Below are 18,827 nucleotides of genomic sequence, written 5' to 3'. Positions count from 1 at the left end.
GAGGGCGACCCGAATTCAGGCCGCCCTTGCCCCGGCCGGTCTCTTCACAAGGGATAACCCCGCTGCGACACATTGAGAAACAGCTGCCGCCCCTGCAGCTCCGGTGCGTGAACGAACAACGTATCCACCAGCGCACCTCGTCGACCGAGGGTACCGTTCCAGTGCGCGGAACAATGGATATAGCGCCGATAGAGCATTGTCATTTCATCCGGGGACAACGCATTGCCCTGTCCCCGCGCATACGCCATCAATTTCTCTGCCACGTTCCGCAGCTCCGGCGGCAGGCTCAGGTCGGCAGTGTCCGGTATTGGGCGAAAGGGCACTCCCTCATCACACGCCAACCCATGCATCACCCGCAGGTACACCCGCGAGAGATGGCCGAACACGCGACGTTGCAGCTTCACGCTGGCCACGACGGTCTTCATTCCATGCCCCCTCTGCCCCATCCGCTCGTGGCATTCGACGCAGATAGAAGAAGTCTCGTCAGTCGGGTCGATCCAGCGTTCGGCGTTCAACTGGCCCATTTCGGCGTGGGTCTGCAACCAGGCGTCAGTGCTGTCGAACGGCGTATTGGCGCTGACCAGACTGCGTCGAGGTCTGGTCAGTGAGACCGTTTCCATGCCTTGCGATTGATAACCGCCGCCAATGTCCGAGTGGCTCCCGGGGAGAATGATCTCCTTCGGCCACCCCGGCATGACACTGTTCAACGCGAAATTGCGCCGATGCTCATCAGCCGCGACCAGGTGCAGCACCTGCTGCGCACAGCCTGGCGGCAGGAACAGGTTCACCCGCGCATTGGATGCATCGCGCACGCTGCCCAGATCAGAGAGACCGCCCACCGCTGCCACAGTATCGAACAGCCCTATAACCTTCAGTCGCACACTGCCCGCTGCCCAGGAGAAATCCGAAGACAGCGGCAGCTTGCGGGGATCGAGAACGGGGCCGAGGGAGCCGCGGGACTGCTTAAGCACTTCATTGGCCAGATGACGGGCCGCCGCCGCGCCCCGGCTGAACCCGAAAAGGTCCAGTTCAAGCCCCGCGATCACGCAACCGGGGTTATGCACGTCGAATGTCTTGAGAAAATCGCTGATCTTTTTGACCGCGACCAGTGCCTTGGCGACAACGCCCGTGTAACCCCGTCCAAATCCCTGGCCGGACAATCGCGAATCCCTGCCGCCGGAGGTGGTGCCAATACCGCTGATATAAAACACTTCATAAAGTCTCAACCCGGCCCCGTCATTGGCCGCCTTGGGTTGGTGCCGATATAAGTCAGCCAGTCTCGCAATGTTAGTGAAATCGTTGCTGTAACTGCTGGAAGGGTCGGAGTGGCGTCCTCCACACTCCTTGATGTGCGCACCCTTGTAGATTTCCGCCATGGCCTGACAGTCGGCCCCGATCTGGCTGTTGACGCGATTGTTGCCCGTCCCGTCAAAGAAAACGCCGATGCGGACGATGACCCCGAGTTTACCCGCGGCGCTGCTCGAACCTGTACCCCAGTGTAGTGCTGTCATGTGTAATTACCTGTGAGGGTTTGTCAAAGTCCGAATAAACTTTTTACATATCCAGACATATAACTCACAGAATGATTGCACCTCCGAAAACGTCAATACAGTAAGTAGTTATTCAGAAACTTCCCACTTAAATATCAGACCAATAAGAAATTGCGCCCCTTCTTTCCCACAACGGAAGACGTAATCACTGACAAACAACAAACACACCTAAACATTTAATATCGGCACAAACAATATATAAATATTACTTCTGGGTTTTTCATTTGTGCCAAGGGACATCAGGCCGAGGCATTACCCGGGCCGATGATCGGGAAGCTTCCGGTGTCAACCGTGGAGCGCGCCGCTACCGGGTTTATACCCGAGTCGCAACCCGCCCCAATGCCGTCCTTTGACGATGATCGGCACGGAAAGATCGTGCATCAGCTCCCCGGTGTCGCGGGTGTAGGTTTGCAAAAGCATGGGCTGTTGATGGCTGCCGCAACGAATGCCGGTGCGGTCGTCGAATTTACGCTTGGTGCGGTTGTGCACTGTGTCGGCGGCAGGATCGCCGGTGAGGGGTTGGCTGAACGCCAGATTGTGGGTCGGGACGTAGCCCTGCTGGGTGCAGGCGATGGCGAACACCAGGCCTTCGTGCCGGGTCAGCAACGGCTCCTGAATGGAAGGCAAGACCTGGTCGGTGTAGCGGTCAAACCGGGTCTGGAATTTGGGCGGCGACGTGTTGGCAATGGGCTGGTAATGACGATCGAACAGGTCATCCAGGCTGACACGGTGCTGGTCGATGTCCTGCTCGAAGCGACGGGCAATCTCATTGGCCCCTTCGCGAGCGAGGTCGTAGATGCGCTGGTGATAGTCTTCCAGACCCACCTCCGCCAGCCGCTCGCTGATGGTCTCGGCCTGGCCCTCCATCTGCACGGCAGATTTAGCCAATTGACGGGTCTGGTCGTCGCTGATCGCCAGGTCGCTGCGCATTTGTTCAATGGCCACGAACAGGCTGCTCAATTGCCCTTGGTTATTCTCCGCCCCCGAGGCGATCTCGCTGACCTGCCCTTCAACCCCGGCGGCCAACTGCGCAATGCTCGCCAATTGACGGCCCGTGGTTTCGACCTGCTCGACGCCGCTGTCCAGGTCCCCCGCCAACTGGCGGATCTGCTCGACCACTTGCGCGGTGCGCCGCTGGATATCGGCCACCATCTCCCCGACTTCGCCGGTGGCGGTGGCCGTTCGGCCCGCCAGCCCACGCACTTCGTCGGCCACGACGGCGAACCCGCGCCCGTGCTCACCGGCCCGAGCGGCTTCGATGGCAGCGTTGAGCGCCAGCAGATTGGTCTGACTGGCAATTGACTGAATGACCGACGTCACCCGTTGAATGTCTTCGCTGCGTTGACTCAGGGCTTCGATCAATTGCCGGCTGCTGTCGGCGCGCTCGCTGAGTTGATGCATCAAAGCGATGGAGGCGTTAAGTACGATCAGCCCGGCGTCGCTGCTTTGCCGCACTTCACTGGCCGCGCCCAACGCTTGCTGGCTGAGGGACGACGTGGCGCGCTCAGTGGCGATCATCACGTCAGCGCTGCTGACGATCTGCTCGGCGGCGTCGACCTGGGATTGCAGCTTGCTTGCCAGTTGCTTGACCGAAAACGCCACCGCCGCCGCTGACAAGGCATTGTGGCTGGTGCTGCGGGACAGGTCGCGGGTCAGGCGCTCCAAGGCATCATCAGGCTGGCCAGCAGGCTCACCGATTGTTCGGGCAGGGATAAAGCGCGGCAACCAGAGGGTCAGCAAGCCGAGGGGCAGGCACACATAGACTGAAAGTTCGCCCCACGCCATTGCGGCAAACAGCAGACATAACGCGAGACTTTGCAGGCAAAGCCCCAGCCAGCGGGGATTTGCAGCCGGCAATCCGCTCACCGCCGATGGTGTGGACGACGAACGCGCCCCGGAGCCCATGCCATTAGCCGTCATATCCTTGACCCACTCTGCTTATCATTATTTTGAAAGCATTAAACGTCAGATGGCGGCTATGCGCCATGAGTCATTAGTGGTAGTCGGTCGGATTTTTGTCCGCTTCATCCGGAGCGATCAGAATCACAAATCGCAGGCGACAAAAAGCCCGACGGCCTCACAAGGCAATCGGGCTTTGAACCTCAGCGGGCGGATCAGGCCTGGCGCTGGTGGCGGTCGATCTGCTCGTGGCGTTCCTGAGCTTCGATGCAGTATTTGGTGGTCGGGCTGATCAGCAGGCGCTTCAGACCGATAGGCTCACCACTGTCATCACACCAGCCGAACGTGTCTTCGGCGATACGGGTCAACGCCATTTCCAGCTGCGGAAGCATGCGCTGATCGCGGTCGATCACGTTGACCAGCCAGTGACGCTCTTCTTCGACGGAAGCGGCATCAGCGGGATCAGCCGGGGTGTCCAGGCTTTCGATAGCGATACGGCTCTGCTCGATGCGCTCGTGGATTTCCACTTTCATGGCTTGCAGCAGCTCGATGAAGAATGCGTGTTGCTCCGCGTTCATGTAGTCATCGGCCGGCATCGCCAGCAACTTTTCCTTGGTCATTGATTTCTCTATAAAAAAACGTGCATTAGGGCGAATCAAGGGAGCGCCTTGGCCCGATCGTAAAGGTCGCGAGTCACCAGCGCCGTCGTCTCCAAGCGCACCCGGCACTCAATTTACGAGGGGCGGCAGTCTAAGGCCGGGTTTCGTACTCGGCAACATAATTGAACAAGATTCGCTCAACAAGCCCCCAAATCCCCGGTGGCATTGAGCCAAACGGAAGTTTCAAAGCGTTTCATCGCCCCCTGTAGCCGGACGTTCGCAGGCATCCTGGTGGATCGCAGCCCCCCTGTGGGAGCGAATTCATTCGCGAATGAGGGTCAGCCGATGAAGATGTATTGGCTGTACTGGCCTTCGTCGGATTGCCACCCGGAATGAATTCGTTCCCACAGGCATGAGGTGAATCATCTGTAGCCTGACGGTTACACGTGGCGTCGTGAGCGTGTCTGACCGGCCATCTTCCCTTCGGTTCAACGCGCCTAAAAAAACGAAAAGGGCCTGAAGCAGGCCCTTTGTCGGTGGTGACCGAATCCTCAGCGCTTGAGCTTGCGCTTGTTGCGGTATTGGTCGATGACCACCGCGACGACGATGATCAGGCCTTTGATGATGTCTTGCACATAGGCATCGACGCCGACGAAGGTGAAGCCGCTGGCCATGACGCCCAGGATCAGCGCGCCGATCACAGTACCCGTAATCCGCCCAACGCCCCCGGCCAGGCTGGTGCCGCCGATCACGGCGGCGGCAATCGCGTCCAGCTCATACGACACGCCCATGCCCGCCTGCCCAGTCGCGGCCCGCGCCGACGCGACCACGCCCGCCAACCCCGCCAGCAGACCGGCGATGCTGTAGACGATCACGAGGTGACGCTTGACGTTGATCCCGGAGGTGCGCGCCGCCTGCATGTTGCCGCCGATGGCGTAGGTGTATTTGCCGTATTTGGTGTAGCGCAGCGCGATGTGGAAGATCACCGCGACCACTAGAAAGATGATCACCGGCATCGCACCCTGCCCGATGGCGGTGTAGGAATCGTTGAGCATGCTCACGGGCTGGCCGCCAGTGTAGAAACGCGCCAGGCCACGGGCCGACACCATCATGCCAAGGGTGGCGATGAACGGCGGAATCCCGGTGATGGCGATGATGCTACCGTTGATAGCCCCGGCCAAGAGACCCACGCCCAGCCCCGCAATGACCGGTATCCACACTGGCAGATCGGTCAGTGAGGGAAATACAGCGCGGGTGTAGTCGGAGGATTGCGCGAGGCTGGCCGCGATCATCGCCGTCAGCGCCAGCACCGAGCCGGACGACAGGTCGATGCCCGTGGTGATGATCACCTGAGTCACACCAATCGCGATCATCCCGATGATCGACACCTGCAGGATCATCAGCACCAACCGCTGGGAGTTCATCAGAAAGCTCTGATCCCGCACGACCCAGCCGAAGATTTCAAAGATCAGGCCGATGCCGATCAGCACCAGAAAGATGCTCAGTTCGGTGGGCATCCGGCGTTTGTGCTTGGTCGGCGCCACGGCGGGCTTATTTTCCAGGATCGCGTTCATCTTCATGTGTGCCTCTTATTCTTGTTACGACCCACGAGGGGCCAGTGACAGGCCTTTAGTGGATCGAATTGCCGGACGCCAGGTGCATGACCCGCTCCTGAGTTGCCTCGGCACGGTCCAGCGTGCCCATCATTTCACCTTCGTGCATGACCATGACCCGGTCGCTCATGCCCAGCACTTCCGGCAATTCCGAGGAAATCATGATCACCGCCATGCCTTCGCTGGCCAGCAGGGAAATCAGCCGGTAAATCTCGGCCTTGGCGCCGACGTCGATGCCTCGGGTCGGTTCGTCGAGGATCAGCACCCGGGGATTGGTCATCAGCCAGCGCGCAATCAAGGCCTTTTGCTGATTGCCGCCAGACAGCGTGTCGATGCATTGCTCCAGCGACGGCGTCTTCACGCGCAATTTTTTGCACATGTCTTCGCACAGGGCGCGCAGCGCTTTCTGGTGCACGAAGCCGTTGCCGACGTAATGCGGCAGCACCGCCATCTCCATGTTTTCCAGCACTGACAGGCACGGAAACAGGCCGCTGAGCTTGCGATCTTCGGTCAACAGCGCGAAGCCTTTTTCGATGGCAAAGTGCGGGTCGGTGACTTTGATCGGCGCGCCGTCCAACTGAATCTCGCCGCCGGTGCACGGGGTGATGCCAAAGATCGTTTCGGCGACGTTGGTACGCCCCGATCCCATCAAACCCGCGATGCCCAGCACTTCCCCGGCGTGCAAGTCGAAAGACACATCCTTGAACACCCCATCCAGCGACAGGTTGCGAACGGAGAGCAGGAGCTTGCCAATCGGCGTGTCACGCTCGGGGAACAGCTGGGTCAGTTCGCGCCCCACCATCATTGAAATCAGGCTGTCGCCGTCCATGCTGTCGGCACGCTGCAGGCCGATGTAGGCGCCGTCGCGGAACACGGCCACTTCGTCGGCGATGGCGAACACTTCATTCATTTTGTGCGTGATGTAAATGATGCCCTTACCCTGCGCCCGCAGGTCGGCAATGATCGAAAACAGGTGGGCGACTTCTTTCTCGGTGATGGCAGAAGTCGGTTCGTCCATGATCAGCACGTCTGAGTCGTAGGACACGGCCTTGGCGATCTCGACCATCTGCCGCTCGGCGATGCTCAGGTTGCCCACGTGCTCTTCCGGGTCGAGGTCGATGCGCAGGCGGTCCAGCAATTCTTGAGTGCAGCGGTGCATGGCGCGGTGATCGACCATGTGAAAGCCGTTGAGCTGCTCGCGGCCGATCCAGATGTTTTCGGCAATGGTCATGTGCGGCATCAGGTTAAGTTCCTGATGGATCATCGCGATACCCGATTGCAAAGCCGACAACGGCGTTTCGAACACCACCGGTTTGCCCCGCAGGCGGATTTCGCCGGTGTCCGGCTGGTAGATCCCGGCGATGATTTTCATCAGGGTGGACTTGCCCGCGCCGTTCTCGCCCATCAACGCCAGCACGCTGCCAGGGCGCACGCGCAGTTCCACGTCGTCCAGCGCCACCACGCCCGGAAAGCCTTTGCTGATGTGGGTGATTTCCAGCAGGTAGGGATGCTCGGCAGCGGTGGCCGTGCGGTCGGCGGTGGCGCTGGCCGGAGCAGCGGTCGAAGCAGTAGCGGAAGCGAACATGGTCACAGGCTCCTCAGGCGACATCGGGGCAGAGGGGGATGACCCGCCTCTGCGTCCTGTCCGTCGTCGTGGTGTGGACGTTATTTGAACGTGCTGACGTTTTCAGGCGTGATCAGCTTGAACGGGATCACGATGGCCTGCTGCGGCAGCGTTTCCTTCTTCGCCAGTTTCACGGCGGCGTCGATGGAGCCTTCGCCCTGCCCTTTGGCGTCCTGGAACACCGACACGGTCAGGTCGCCCTTCTTGACAGCAGCCAGGCCGTCCGGGGTGCCGTCGACACCGGCCACGAGCACGTCGCCTTGCTTCTTGCCCGCTTGCTTGAGGGCCATGGAGGCGCCGATGGCCATTTCGTCGTTGTTGGAAAGCACGGCGCTGAAATCACGGCCTTGGGTCAGCCAGTTGTTGGTGATGTCCATGCCTTTCTGCCGACCCCAGGCGCCTTCCTGTTCTTCGGCAATTTTGATGTCCGGGTATTTTTTCAGGACCTCTTTGACGCCTTCGGTGCGGTCGCGGGTCGAGTTGTTCGACAGCTCGCCCAGCAAGATCACCACGGTGCCTTTGCCGCCCAGTTTGTCGGCAACGTATTGCATCTGCATACGGCCGGCTTCCTTGTCGTCGGAGGTCACCGACGCCACGCCTGCGGGCAGCTTCGGATCATCCGGGCGGCGGTTGACGTAGACCAGCGGAATCCCGGCAGCGGTGGCGGCCTTGGTGATGCGCGCGGTGGCGGCGGTGTCCACCGGATTGACGATCAGGGCATCGACTTTTTTGCCGATCAGCTCCTGCACCTGGTCGAGCTGTTTGTTGACGTCGTTGCGGCCATCGACGAACTGCAGGTCGACGCCGCCCATGTCCTTGGCCTTTTTGCCCATGTCTTCGCGCATGTAGGTCAGGTAGGTGTCATCGAACTGCGACATGGCCACACCAATTTTCAGGTCGGCGGCCAGGGTGGCGCCACTGCTGAGCATCAGGGCCAGTGCCAGGGAGGTAAAACGGGCTTTGGTGTTCATGTACGGTCTTTCTCCAAATTCTTGTTGTTGTATGAATTGGCTAACGACTGCGGGTGTTCAGAGGGTGTTTTTTGGGCTGGCAAAGTCCGGGCTTGGAAAATGGGCCACCGACGCACTCGCCGAACCACAGACCATCACGCCGCTGCTTTGAACGCAGAGGACGCGGGCCACGGTTTCAAGGGTTTTGTCGAACGTGATAGCGGGGGTCAGGCGGGACAGCGCCCGGGAATGGGCAAGCAGCGAACGTGATGCGGAACGGCAGACCTTGACGGCTGATTTGAGCATGTTCATCGACGGTACCTGTCTTCTTGGCTTTCTTGTTTTTGTTTCGTTCGTCCAGACCGCGGAGCGTTGGAACAGGGTCTGGGCGTCGAGATTCGGCAACCTGGAAATGACTCTATTGGAAAATAATTTCTACTTCAACAGATTTTAGAATTTATTTCTATTTTTGTTTTCTACTTGCTCGACGACTCCTTTGGGTGGGCTGGACAAGACCTCTGTGGGAGCGAATTCATTCGCGATAGGCACTTTCAACCGACGCATTTTTGTCGTCTGGAATATTTTTCGCGAATGAATTCGCTCCCACAGCTTTGAACCAAGGTATGCCCATTAAAGGGTGATAACTCGCCCTTCCCGCGCGCTGATTCTGGCGGCATCCAGCACTTTGGCCGACGCCACCGCATCCCGCGCATCCACCGGATTACGTCCCTGGTTCATCACCGCATCTCGCAATTGTCGGTAGAACTCCGGCCAACTGCCCCGCTCGGACGGCACGCGCTCGCGGTGTTCGCCCTGTTCGAACCAGCCCCATCGACGATGTTCCTCGACGCCCCAGCGTTCGCCCTCGGATTTGGGCGACAACCCAGCCAGCGCCGCCGCCTCCTGGCCATCGAGGCCTTCAACGGTATAGCAGCCCTGAGAGCCGTTGACCCGAAAGCGCGGGCCTTGAGCGTTTTGCAGACAGTTGCCCCACAGGTGCGAGGTCACGCCGTTTTCATGAATCAGCGACACAAAAAAGCCGTGATCGACCTTCTGCTCGGGCGTGGCGAACTCCAGTTCGGCGTAAACCCGCTTCGCCGGACCGAACAACAGCAGCGCCTGATCCACCAGATGGCTGCCTAAATCGCGCAGAATCCCGCCGCCGCTTTCCTTGCCCACTGACGACAGCGAATAACGTTCGACACGGGATTCGAACCGGGTGATCTCGCCGAGGATGCCCTGATCGATCAGCTTGCGCACGGTGAGAAAGTCCGAATCCCAACGACGGTTCTGGTACACGCCGAGCAACACGCCACGGCGCTCGGCGGCGTCGACCAGTTCCTGTGCATCTTTGGCTGAAGGGGCAAATGGCTTGTCACTGATTACGGGAATGCCGAGTTCGATGGCCTCCAGAATCAGCGCCCGGCGGGAGGCGAGTGGGGTGGAGATCACCACGGCATCGACACCGGCGGCGACCAGGTCGGCCAGGCTGTCGAAGGCCGGGACCTTGGGGTAATCCTTGTGCAGGTCCTGACGCCGTTCGGGGGAACGCGTCACCACCCCCGCAAAGCTCGCGCCGGGCAGGCTGGCCAGCAGCGGCGCGTGAAAGAAACGCCCGCCTTTTCCGTAGCCGATGAGTCCGATTTTCATAGCGATCCTCCTTAATACTGACGCGCCTTGGCCAACATCGCTTTCTGCCGTTCATACGCCTCGGCAGTGGTGCCGGTGGTGGACACTTCCGCCACGCCCACGCGCCACCACGACAGGTAGCCGTGGATCATGGTTTTCGGCAGGACCTTGATGTCGATCAGCGTCGAAACGGTCTGCTTGCGCGCATCCGCCAGCGCCGCTTCCAGTTCTTCGATCGTCTTCACCTTGTACGTCTTGCAGCCGTAGGCCGCCGCGCTCATGGCGAAATCCACGGGCACGAACTCGCCGTCCAGCAAGCCAGTCTCGGGATTGCGATACCGGAACTCGGTGCCGAAGCTGCCCATGCCGTTGCCCATCTGCAGGTTGTTGATGCAACCAAAGGCCATGTTGTCGAGCAGGACCACGTTGATCTTGCGCCGCTCCTGAATCGAGGTCGCCAGCTCCGAGTGCAGCATCATGTAAGAACCGTCACCCACCAGCGCATACACCTCACGCTCAGGTGCCGCCATTTTTGCGCCCAACGCGGCGTTCACTTCGTAGCCCATGCACGAATAGCCGTATTCCACGTGATAGCTGTCAACGCTGGTGCTGCGCCAGGCCCGCTGCAAATCCCCCGGCAGACTGCCCGCCGCCGCGACGATGACCGCGTCTTGGGGCAACTGTTGATTGAGCACGCCGAGCACCCGGCTTTGGGTCAGGCACGAGCCGGTCATTTCGATGAAATCCCGCAGCACTTGCGGGTCCAGATGCCCGGCGACTTCCGGCTCGAAATCCGCGGTCTGGTAGTCGACGGCGTACAGCCGATCCACTTCCGCATCCAGCGCCGCCCGAGCCTCGCGCGGTGCATCGCCCCATTGCGAGCGGTAGTCGCCAAGCCCTGCGGTCAGGGCCTGCAACGCCAGTTGTGCGTCGGCCAGCACTTGCACGCCGTCGAGTTTCTGCACGTCGAAGGCGCCGACGTTGAGGTTGAGGAACTGCACGTTCGGGTTCTGGAACAGCGATTTGGAGCTGGTGGTGAAGTCGCTGTAGCGCGTGCCAACGCCGATGATCAGGTCTGCTTCATTGGCCAGGGTGTTGGCCGCCAGCGAACCGGTCTCGCCGATGCCGCCCATGTTCAGCGGGTGTGCCGAGACGATGGCGCTCTTGCCCGCCTGGGTTTCGGTGAAGGGAATGTCGAAACGTTCGGCGAAGGCTTGCAGTTCTGCCGCCGCGCCGGAATAACGCACGCCACCGCCACAGATCAGCAGCGGTTTGCTTTTGCCCTTGAGCAGCGTCAACGCGTCGTTGAGCATGGCCTGAGTCGGCGGGCGACGGTCGATGCGGTGCACGCGTTTTTGCAGGAAGGAATCGGGGTAATCGTAGGCCTCGCCTTGCACGTCTTGCGGCAAGGCCAGGGTGACCGCGCCGGTTTCTGCGGGATCAGTGAGTACGCGCATGGCGTTCAGCGCGGCACTCATCAGTTGTTCGGGGCGGTTGATGCGGTCCCAGTATTTGCTCACGGCCTTGAAGGCGTCGTTGGTGCTGATGCTGAGGTCGTGGAATTGCTCGATCTGTTGCAGCACCGGGTCGGGTTGGCGGCTGGCGTACACGTCGCCCGGCAGCAGCAACAATGGGATGCGGTTGGCCGACGCGGTGGCGGCAGCGGTGATCATGTTCGCTGCGCCCGGACCGACCGATGAGGTGCAGGCGTAGATCTTGCGGCGCAGGTGCTGCTTGGCAAAGCCCATGGCCGCGTGGCACATGCCCTGTTCATTGCGGCCCTGGTGGACGATCAAGTCGCCGCTGTCCTGTTCCAGCGCCTGGCCCAACCCAAGCACGTTGCCGTGGCCGAAAATGGTGAACACCCCGGCGACGAATTTGCTCTGCACGCCGTCGACTTCGACGTACTGATTATTGAGAAACTTCACCAGGGCCTGAGCCATGGTCAAACGTGTCGTGGTCATGCTTGCACCTTGTTCTTATTGGAGGTGTCTCGGATCAAGGGGGTTTTCTGTGGGAGCGAATTCATTCGCGATGCGACAGGTCAGCCGATGTAGGTGTCTCGGATGTACCGGCCTCTCGCGAATGAGTTCGCTCCCACAGTTGATCGCATTCCAGCAGGCGAAACGCGCTTACTTCGCCGTCGGCATGCTGAACTCCGCCCCTTTGGCGATGCTGTCCGGCCAGCGTTGCATCACGCTTTTGTAGCGGCTGTAGAAGCGCAGGCCTTCTTCGCCGTACGCGTGGTGATCGCCGAACAGCGAGCGTTTCCAGCCGCCGAACGAATGCCAGGCCATCGGCACCGGGATCGGCACGTTGATGCCGACCATGCCGACCTTGATGTTGCGCGCAAACGCACGGGCGATGCCGCCGTCGCTGGTGAAGCACGAGACGCCGTTGCCGAATTCGTGGGCGTTGATCAGCTCGACCGCCGACGCGAAATCCGGCACGTGCACGATGCCCAGCACCGGGCCGAAAATCTCTTCCTTATAGATAGTCATCTCGGGGGTGACGTGGTCGAACAGCGTGGCGCCGACGAAGAAGCCGTTCTCGGCCCCCGGTACTTTGAAGCCGCGACCATCGACGATCAGTTTCGCGCCCTCTTTCACGCCCTGATCGATGAAGCCTTCGACCTTGGCCTTGTGCACCGCCGTCACCAGCGGGCCCATGTCGGAATCGCCGTTGATGCCGTTGCCGACTTTCAGCGAATCGATGCGCGGCAGCAGTTTGTCGATGAGTTTCTGGCCCACGTCGCCCACCACCACGGCCACGGAGATCGCCATGCAGCGCTCGCCGGCCGAGCCGTACGCGGCGCCGATCAAGGCGTCCGCGGCCTGGTCCAGATCGGCGTCAGGCATGACGATCATGTGGTTCTTCGCGCCGCCCAACGCCTGAACGCGCTTGCCATGGGCCGTGCCTTGCTGATGGATGTATTCGGCAATAGGGGTCGAGCCGACGAAGGAAATCGCTTCGATGCCCTTGTGTTGCAGCAGCGCGTCGACCGCCACTTTGTCACCCTGCACGACGTTGAACACACCATCCGGCAGACCGGCTTCTTTCAGCAGCCGGGCCATCAACAGCGATGCAGACGGGTCGCGCTCGGACGGTTTGAGGATGAAGCAATTGCCGGTGACCAGCGCCATGGGAATCATCCACAGCGGCACCATGACCGGAAAGTTGAAGGGCGTGACGCCTGCGCACACGCCCAGCGGCTGGCGCAGGTTCCAGTTGTCGATGCCGCCGCCGATGTTGTCGCTGTAATCGCTTTTCAGCAGGGTCGGCGCGCCACAGGCGAATTCAACGATCTCGATGCCGCGCACGACCTCACCCTTGGCGTCGGAAAACACCTTGCCGTGTTCGCGGGTGATGATCGCCGCCAGTTCGTCGTGGTGCTGATCGAGCAATTCCTTGAACTTGAACATCACACGCGCGCGGCGTAGCGACGACTGATCGGCCCACGCCGGAAAGGCGGCCTGCGCGGCAGCGACAGCCTGGTCGACGGTTTTCAGTTCCGCCAACGCGACACGGGCCTGCACGTCGCCGGTGGCCGGGTTGAACACGTCGCTGAAACGCTCGCTGGCGTCCTGCACCTGGCCATTGATGTAGTGGCCGATAATCGGGGCGTTGCTCATTGCCTGTTCCTCAAAAAATGGGGTGACTTACAAATCGATCAGCCACTGATGCTGCGGATCGTTGTGGAATTGCCAGGCGCGTTTCGGCCCGGCCATCACGTTCAAATAATAAGACTCATAACCATACGGCACACTCACCGGGTGGTAACCCTTGGGCACGGTCACCAGGTCGTTGTTCTCCACCGCCATGGCCTGGTCGATGCTGCGGTCGTCGGTGTAGACGCGCTGAAACACAAAGCCCTGGGGCGGATTGATCTGGTGGTAATAGGTCTCTTCGAGAAAACTCTCGTGGGGCAGATCATCCTTGTCGTGCTTGTGCGGCGGGTAGCTGGACGAGTGACCGGACGGCGTGCGCACTTCCACCACCAGCAGCGAATGGGCCGGTTCGGTGTCCGGGAGGATGTCGCAGATGTACCGCGTGTTGGCCGCCTTGCCGCGCACGCTGCGTTTCATGCTGTCGGGTTTGATCAGCCTTGCTGGCAGGCCTTTCGACGCGTCGCCGGGCGCCGCACAGACCGCAATTTGCACCGCGCTCAGGGCGGTGACTTGCGCCTGACTGTAGGGCGGCAGATAGACAGCGAACGGCGATTTGTCTTCGAAGACCGACTGCCGGTCGCCCAGGTTTTCCCAGTGAAAGGCCCCCTGCGCTGGCGCTTCGCCGCAGACACTGACCCGACCGCTGAGCAGCACCAGGCACAGCTCCTTGTCGCTGGAGATGACCGGCAGGCGTTCGCCGACCGTCAGCCGATAGGCCGCGAAACCGACGTATTCGAGCACGCCCTCGCCCAACGCCACGACGTCGCGGCCTTCGGCTTTGCTTTTAACCAGAAAATTCATGTTCACAGGCTCCTGTGTGAAGGCTGATGTAAACCGCCGTGGCTTTCCTGGGTTGCGGCCAGCAGGTGGCGCAGCGTGTCATAGCCTTTCTTCGCGTAGACGTAACTCGGCGCCACGGCCGGGTCCTGCTCGGCTTCGACCACCAACCAGCCCTGGTAGCGGGCCTCGATCAACACGTCGAGCAGCGCGGCGAAATCAATGTCGCCGTCCCCCGGCACGGTAAAGGTGCCGTTGACGATGCAGTTCGGAAAGCTCCACAGGTTGTTGCGCGCCAGTTGCACCACGGATTTGCGCACGTCCTTGAAGTGCACATGACAGACCCGATCGATGTGCTTGCGCAGCACTTGCAACGGCTCGCCTCCGCCCATGTAGCAATGCCCCGAATCGAACAGCAGGCCGACTTCGCTGCCGGTCAACGCCATCAACTTATCGATGTCGTCAGGGGATTCGACGTACGCGCCCATGTGGTGGTGATAGGCCAGACGCACACCCTGAGACAGGGTAAAACGCGCCAGCTCGGTGAGTTTCTCAGCGTATTCCTGCCAGGCGCTGTCGCTGTGAAAACGCGGACGCTCGACCAGACGAATGCGCGACCCCTGAATCGAGTCGGCGACTTCGCCGTACACCAGCACCTTGGCGCCGTTGTGTTTCAGCAGTTCGACATGACCGGCAATGGCTTCGATTTCTTCGGCCACTGAGCGGCTGGCCAGACGGCTGGAATACCAGCCCGAGACCAGCGCCAAGTCATAGGGTTTGAGCACGTCGGCGACGCCTTGGGCGTCCTTGGGAAACTTGCCGTTGAGTTCGAAGCCTTCGTAGCCGATCTCCTTGCCTTCGCTGAGGGCCGTGGTCAGCGGGGTTTCGCCGCCCAGTGCGGGCAGGTCGTCGTTGCTCCAGGAAATCGGGTTGATGCCAATTCGGATTGCGGAAGCGGGCATGGCTGCACCTTTATTGTTTTTGTCGCCTTGAAAAGTGTTCACAGCGTTGATCGATTCAGGCTCGCGCTTCGCGCCAGGACTCGATCAGGAAGCCGAAGGTGCTCTGCACGCGGCTGATCAGCCCGGCGTCGTCGATCTCCCCTTCCAGCCACGCGCGGCTCGGCTCGTGGAAAATCGTCCGGCCCACGGCAAAGCCTCGGCAGGTTGTGCTCCGGCTGGCTTCGCGGAAGCCCGCGGCCAGGGTTTCTGCCGGGGCATTCAGGCCCAGCAACACCACGCCACGGCAGTACGGGTCGCGCTCCTGAATCAGCGCATCGAGTTTTTCCCACGTCTCGGCGGACTGGGTTTCGATCTTCCACCACGCCGGGAAGATGCCGAGGTTGTACAGGCGTTTCAGCGAACGGTAGATCACGTCCGGATGCGCGCCGGGCAAATCCTTCGGCGGGATGATTTCCAGTAGGATTTCGTGACCGCTGGCCTGGGACGCCTGATACAGCCCCATCAACTGCGCTTCCTGCTCCAGACGCAGCATCGGCTCGTCGTCGGGGTGGTACTGCACCAGGCACTTGATGATCTGCTCTTTCGGCCACGCCACCAGATTGCTGCCCACCGAACGGCCATGCTCGAAGGCCAGCGGGCGCGAACCTTGAACCTCGACGGGACGGGCGATCCACCAGTCACGACCGCTGGCCGCGTTCAACGAATCCTGACCGAAACGTTGGTCCGCCAGCAGACCGACGTCCGCCTTGATGCCGCGTTTATTCAAATCCGCCTCAACCCGCTCCACTGCTTGAATAAAGAGCTGTTTGAGCTGGCCGATGCAGGCCAGATCGCGCCCTGCCTTCTGCGCAAGTTCAACCAATTGCCCGCGATGATCGAAGGCGAAGATGAACAGCTGCTTCCATTCCTTGCGCGGCACGCTGACCTGATGCAGGCGTTGCAGCACCTGATCCTGATCGGGCCGGGTGATCGGCACCGGGCTGTTGAACAGGTATTCCAGTTCGACCAGCGTCGGCATCGCCGGGGCGCAGGCGTGACGGGAAACGACCAGCCCACCGCAGGCATTCGCCAACTGGCAGCAACGTTCGTCGCTCTCGTCGTTGAGCCAACCCTTGAGGAAGCCCGACATGAACGCATCCCCCGCGCCCAGCACGTTCAGCACCTCGACGCGCACGCCGGGGTAGATCGCGCCGTCTTCAAGGCGCGAAGGAATGGCGCCATGAATCACCGTGCAGCCTTGCGGGCCGAGCTTGACCACCAGCGTGGCAGCGGTCAGTTCGCGGACGTTGCGCAAGGCGCCGAGCAGGTCGGTCGAGCCGCCCGCGATGAGGAATTCTTCTTCGGTGCCGACGATCAGGTCGAAGCGCGGGAGGATGCGTTGCACGTGCTGGCTGACGCTTTGGTTAGCCACAAAACGGGTCTCGCCATCAGCCTTGCCAGTCAGGCCCCAAAGGACCGGGCGGTAGTCGATGTCGAGGACGCGCTTGACGTTGTGCTTCTCGGCGTAGTCCAGCGCCTGGCTGCTGGCCTTGAACACCTGATCGGTGGAGAAATGCGTGCCGGTGATCAGCAGCGCTTTGCTGGAGGCAATCTGCGCTTCGTCGATATCGTCGGCGTTCAGCGCCATGTCGGCGCAGTTCTCGCGGTAGAACACCAGCGGGAAGGTTTCGCGGTCCTTGATGCCCAGCAGGACCATGGCGGTCAGGCGCTCGGCATCGACCTTGATGCCGCTGACGTCGCAGCCTTCGCGGGCGAGGGATTCGGTGAGGAATCGGCCCATGTGGTCATTGCCGACCCGGGTCAACATGGCCGACTTGACGCCCAGTCGCGCCGTGCCGAAGGCGATGTTGGCGGACGAGCCACCGAGGTATTTGGCGAAACTGCTGACGTCTTCGAGACGCGCACCAATCTGCTGCGCGTAAAGGTCGACCCCCAGACGTCCAAGGCATACCACGTCCAACGAACGTCCACTGGCAAAACGAGTCTGGCCCATGCTGGCTCCTTTTATTTTTATAAGCCCGGCTTCAACGAAGCGCTGTATGTGGAATGCAGACTAGAACGCTCTCCCGTCAGGATCAATGATTTTTTCTAAATTATTTTCATGTGGAATATTTTTTCCAATTTGCGCAAAGGGTGGCAGATCGTGCTAAACAGGAGCGACCGGAACATGAGCCACGGTAAACTGCGCCGTCGGTTTGCCCTGCACCCATACGGTGGAAGCGAATTTATTCGCGATGCGATGTTCCGGCCGACACATAATTAGCGCCTGAGCAGGCCCTTCGCGAATGAATTCGCTCCCACAGAAACCTGCTAAACCGGCCATTCGCGTTTCACATGAACGAGTCAGAGGATTCATCCGTATGCCCAGCCCCGATCAGCCGACCTTGCCCGAGACCGACGACGCCACGCCGTCGCAGATCAGCGCGCCGGAGACCGCCGACGCCCTGCTCAAGCTGATCACTGCGGAATACGAAAGCCTGCCCCGCCAGCTCAAGCGCATCGCCAGTTACATGAGCCAGCAGAGCGACCGGATCATGGTCGATCGCATCAGCGACATCGCGCGGGAATGCGAAGTGCATCCGTCGGCCATCGTTCGTTTCTCCCAGCGATTCGGCTTCAGCGGCTTCAGCGAGATGCAGGCACTGTTCCGCGAGGCGTACACCCACAAAGCCACGCCGGTGCAGAATTACCAGCAACGCATCCGCAGCATGATCGCCAACAAATCTCAGAAAGCCAGCGGAGGCGACTTGGCGCGAGAATGCGTGAACGCGACGCTTTCCGGGCTGGAACGGCTGGCGCTGGAACTGGACGACGAAGCCTTCGAAAAGGCGGTGGACCTGGTGGTCAACGCCGACAACATCTACGTGGTCGGCGTACGACGTTCCTTCGCGGTGGCGGATTATCTGGTCTACAACCTGCAACACACCAACAAGCGCATTCACCTGATCTCGGGCCTTGGCGGCAGCTATCGCGAGCAGATGCGCAGCGTGCGGGCGAACGATCTGGTGATCGCGATCAGTTTCACGCCTTATGGCAAGGAGACGCAGCATTGCCTGCGGATTGCCCAGCATCATCAGGCCAAGACGTTGATCATTACCGACAGCAACCTGTCGCCGCTGGCCAAGCGGGCGAATTCGGTGTTGTTGGTGAATGAGGGGAGTTCGTTTGCGTTCCGGTCGTTGAGTGCGACGTTGTGTTTGTGTCAGGCGCTTTTTATCGCGGTGGCGTACCGGTTGGAGTTGAAGGTGGATGAGATGTCGGAGCAGGTGGGTTTTGAGGATTAGCCATCCTGCCTGAAGCTTTATCGACTTGGGTTTTCGGTGTATATCCAATGCTGCGGTAACGGCGACTTAGGGTTCCGCCCTTACGGCGGGTCACTTTTTCCAAGAGCCGAAAAAGTAACCAAAAAGGCCCTGCTCCTGGTTTGGCCCTGACTTCGTCAGGGTTCCCTCACTCCGGCAACGCTCCGTGGGCCCGCCGCGAAGGGCCATCCATGGCCCAGCGCGGCTCTCGCGGCATCCATGCCGCTCGACCCACTCCGCGCCGCCTGCGTTCG

14 protein-coding genes are annotated in these 18,827 nt (G+C 60.6%); 1 reads left to right on the top strand and 13 read right to left on the bottom strand.

Going from position 1 to position 18,827, the window contains the following annotated elements:
* Window positions 1–44: 44 nt before the first annotated feature.
* The 13 genes from ACIQAL_RS30100 to iolC form a co-directional block, all read right to left on the bottom strand.
* On the bottom strand, window positions 45–1,511 hold the full coding sequence (locus ACIQAL_RS30100; RefSeq protein ID WP_401152020.1) for a T6SS phospholipase effector Tle1-like catalytic domain-containing protein: 1,467 nt from the start codon (window positions 1,509–1,511) through the stop codon (window positions 45–47).
* 324 nt (window positions 1,512–1,835) lie between these two features.
* Window positions 1,836–3,470 carry a methyl-accepting chemotaxis protein gene (locus tag ACIQAL_RS30095; protein ID WP_401152018.1) on the bottom strand — a complete coding sequence of 545 codons (1,635 nt, stop codon included), beginning with the start codon at window positions 3,468–3,470 and terminating at the stop codon, window positions 1,836–1,838.
* Between the two features lie 194 nt (window positions 3,471–3,664).
* A complete protein-coding gene (locus ACIQAL_RS30090) occupies window positions 3,665–4,069 on the bottom strand; it encodes a TraR/DksA C4-type zinc finger protein (protein ID WP_166597929.1) in 405 nt (134 codons plus the stop codon).
* Between the two features lie 530 nt (window positions 4,070–4,599).
* Window positions 4,600–5,622, bottom strand: a complete 1,023-nt coding sequence (locus ACIQAL_RS30085; protein WP_166597989.1) for an ABC transporter permease — start codon at window positions 5,620–5,622, stop codon at window positions 4,600–4,602.
* 55 nt (window positions 5,623–5,677) lie between these two features.
* Window positions 5,678–7,246: a sugar ABC transporter ATP-binding protein gene (locus ACIQAL_RS30080; RefSeq protein WP_401152015.1), complete on the bottom strand. Its 1,569-nt coding sequence runs from the start codon at window positions 7,244–7,246 to the stop codon at window positions 5,678–5,680.
* An 80-nt stretch (window positions 7,247–7,326) separates the two neighbouring features.
* A complete protein-coding gene (locus ACIQAL_RS30075; protein WP_166597927.1) occupies window positions 7,327–8,256 on the bottom strand; it encodes a sugar ABC transporter substrate-binding protein in 930 nt (309 codons plus the stop codon).
* Between the two features lie 57 nt (window positions 8,257–8,313).
* Window positions 8,314–8,547, bottom strand: coding sequence for a hypothetical protein (locus ACIQAL_RS30070; RefSeq protein ID WP_401152012.1), 234 nt, complete (start codon window positions 8,545–8,547; stop codon window positions 8,314–8,316).
* 318 nt (window positions 8,548–8,865) lie between these two features.
* Window positions 8,866–9,885 (bottom strand): Gfo/Idh/MocA family oxidoreductase, encoded by a 1,020-nt coding sequence (locus tag ACIQAL_RS30065; protein WP_401152010.1) that lies wholly within the window; start codon window positions 9,883–9,885, stop codon window positions 8,866–8,868.
* Window positions 9,886–9,896: 11 nt separating this feature from the next.
* Window positions 9,897–11,828, bottom strand: a complete 1,932-nt coding sequence (gene iolD, locus ACIQAL_RS30060) for a 3D-(3,5/4)-trihydroxycyclohexane-1,2-dione acylhydrolase (decyclizing) (protein WP_401152008.1) — start codon at window positions 11,826–11,828, stop codon at window positions 9,897–9,899.
* Window positions 11,829–11,996: 168 nt separating this feature from the next.
* Complete coding sequence (locus ACIQAL_RS30055) at window positions 11,997–13,496, bottom strand: CoA-acylating methylmalonate-semialdehyde dehydrogenase (RefSeq protein WP_166597923.1); 1,500 nt, start codon at window positions 13,494–13,496, stop codon at window positions 11,997–11,999.
* A gap of 27 nt (window positions 13,497–13,523) precedes the next feature.
* Window positions 13,524–14,333, bottom strand: coding sequence for a 5-deoxy-glucuronate isomerase (iolB, locus tag ACIQAL_RS30050; RefSeq protein ID WP_401152005.1), 810 nt, complete (start codon window positions 14,331–14,333; stop codon window positions 13,524–13,526).
* Between the two features lie 2 nt (window positions 14,334–14,335).
* On the bottom strand, window positions 14,336–15,271 hold the full coding sequence (iolE, locus tag ACIQAL_RS30045) for a myo-inosose-2 dehydratase (RefSeq protein ID WP_401152003.1): 936 nt from the start codon (window positions 15,269–15,271) through the stop codon (window positions 14,336–14,338).
* Window positions 15,272–15,326: 55 nt separating this feature from the next.
* A complete protein-coding gene (gene iolC, locus ACIQAL_RS30040; protein WP_401152001.1) occupies window positions 15,327–17,264 on the bottom strand; it encodes a 5-dehydro-2-deoxygluconokinase in 1,938 nt (645 codons plus the stop codon).
* 367 nt (window positions 17,265–17,631) lie between these two features.
* On the opposite strand from iolC, the gene ACIQAL_RS30035 reads away from it, so the two are divergent.
* Entirely contained in the window at window positions 17,632–18,555 is a 924-nt protein-coding gene (locus ACIQAL_RS30035) for a MurR/RpiR family transcriptional regulator (RefSeq protein WP_341959061.1), read from the top strand.
* Window positions 18,556–18,827: the final 272 nt, after the last annotated feature.

Origin of the sequence: Pseudomonas sp. NPDC088368 (assembly GCF_044753445.1) — a bacterium.
GTDB classification, from domain to species: Bacteria; Pseudomonadota; Gammaproteobacteria; order Pseudomonadales; family Pseudomonadaceae; genus Aquipseudomonas; species Aquipseudomonas bambusae.
Note: the sequence above shows the minus strand (reverse complement) of the source record. Positions and strands in the feature narration are given on the sequence as shown.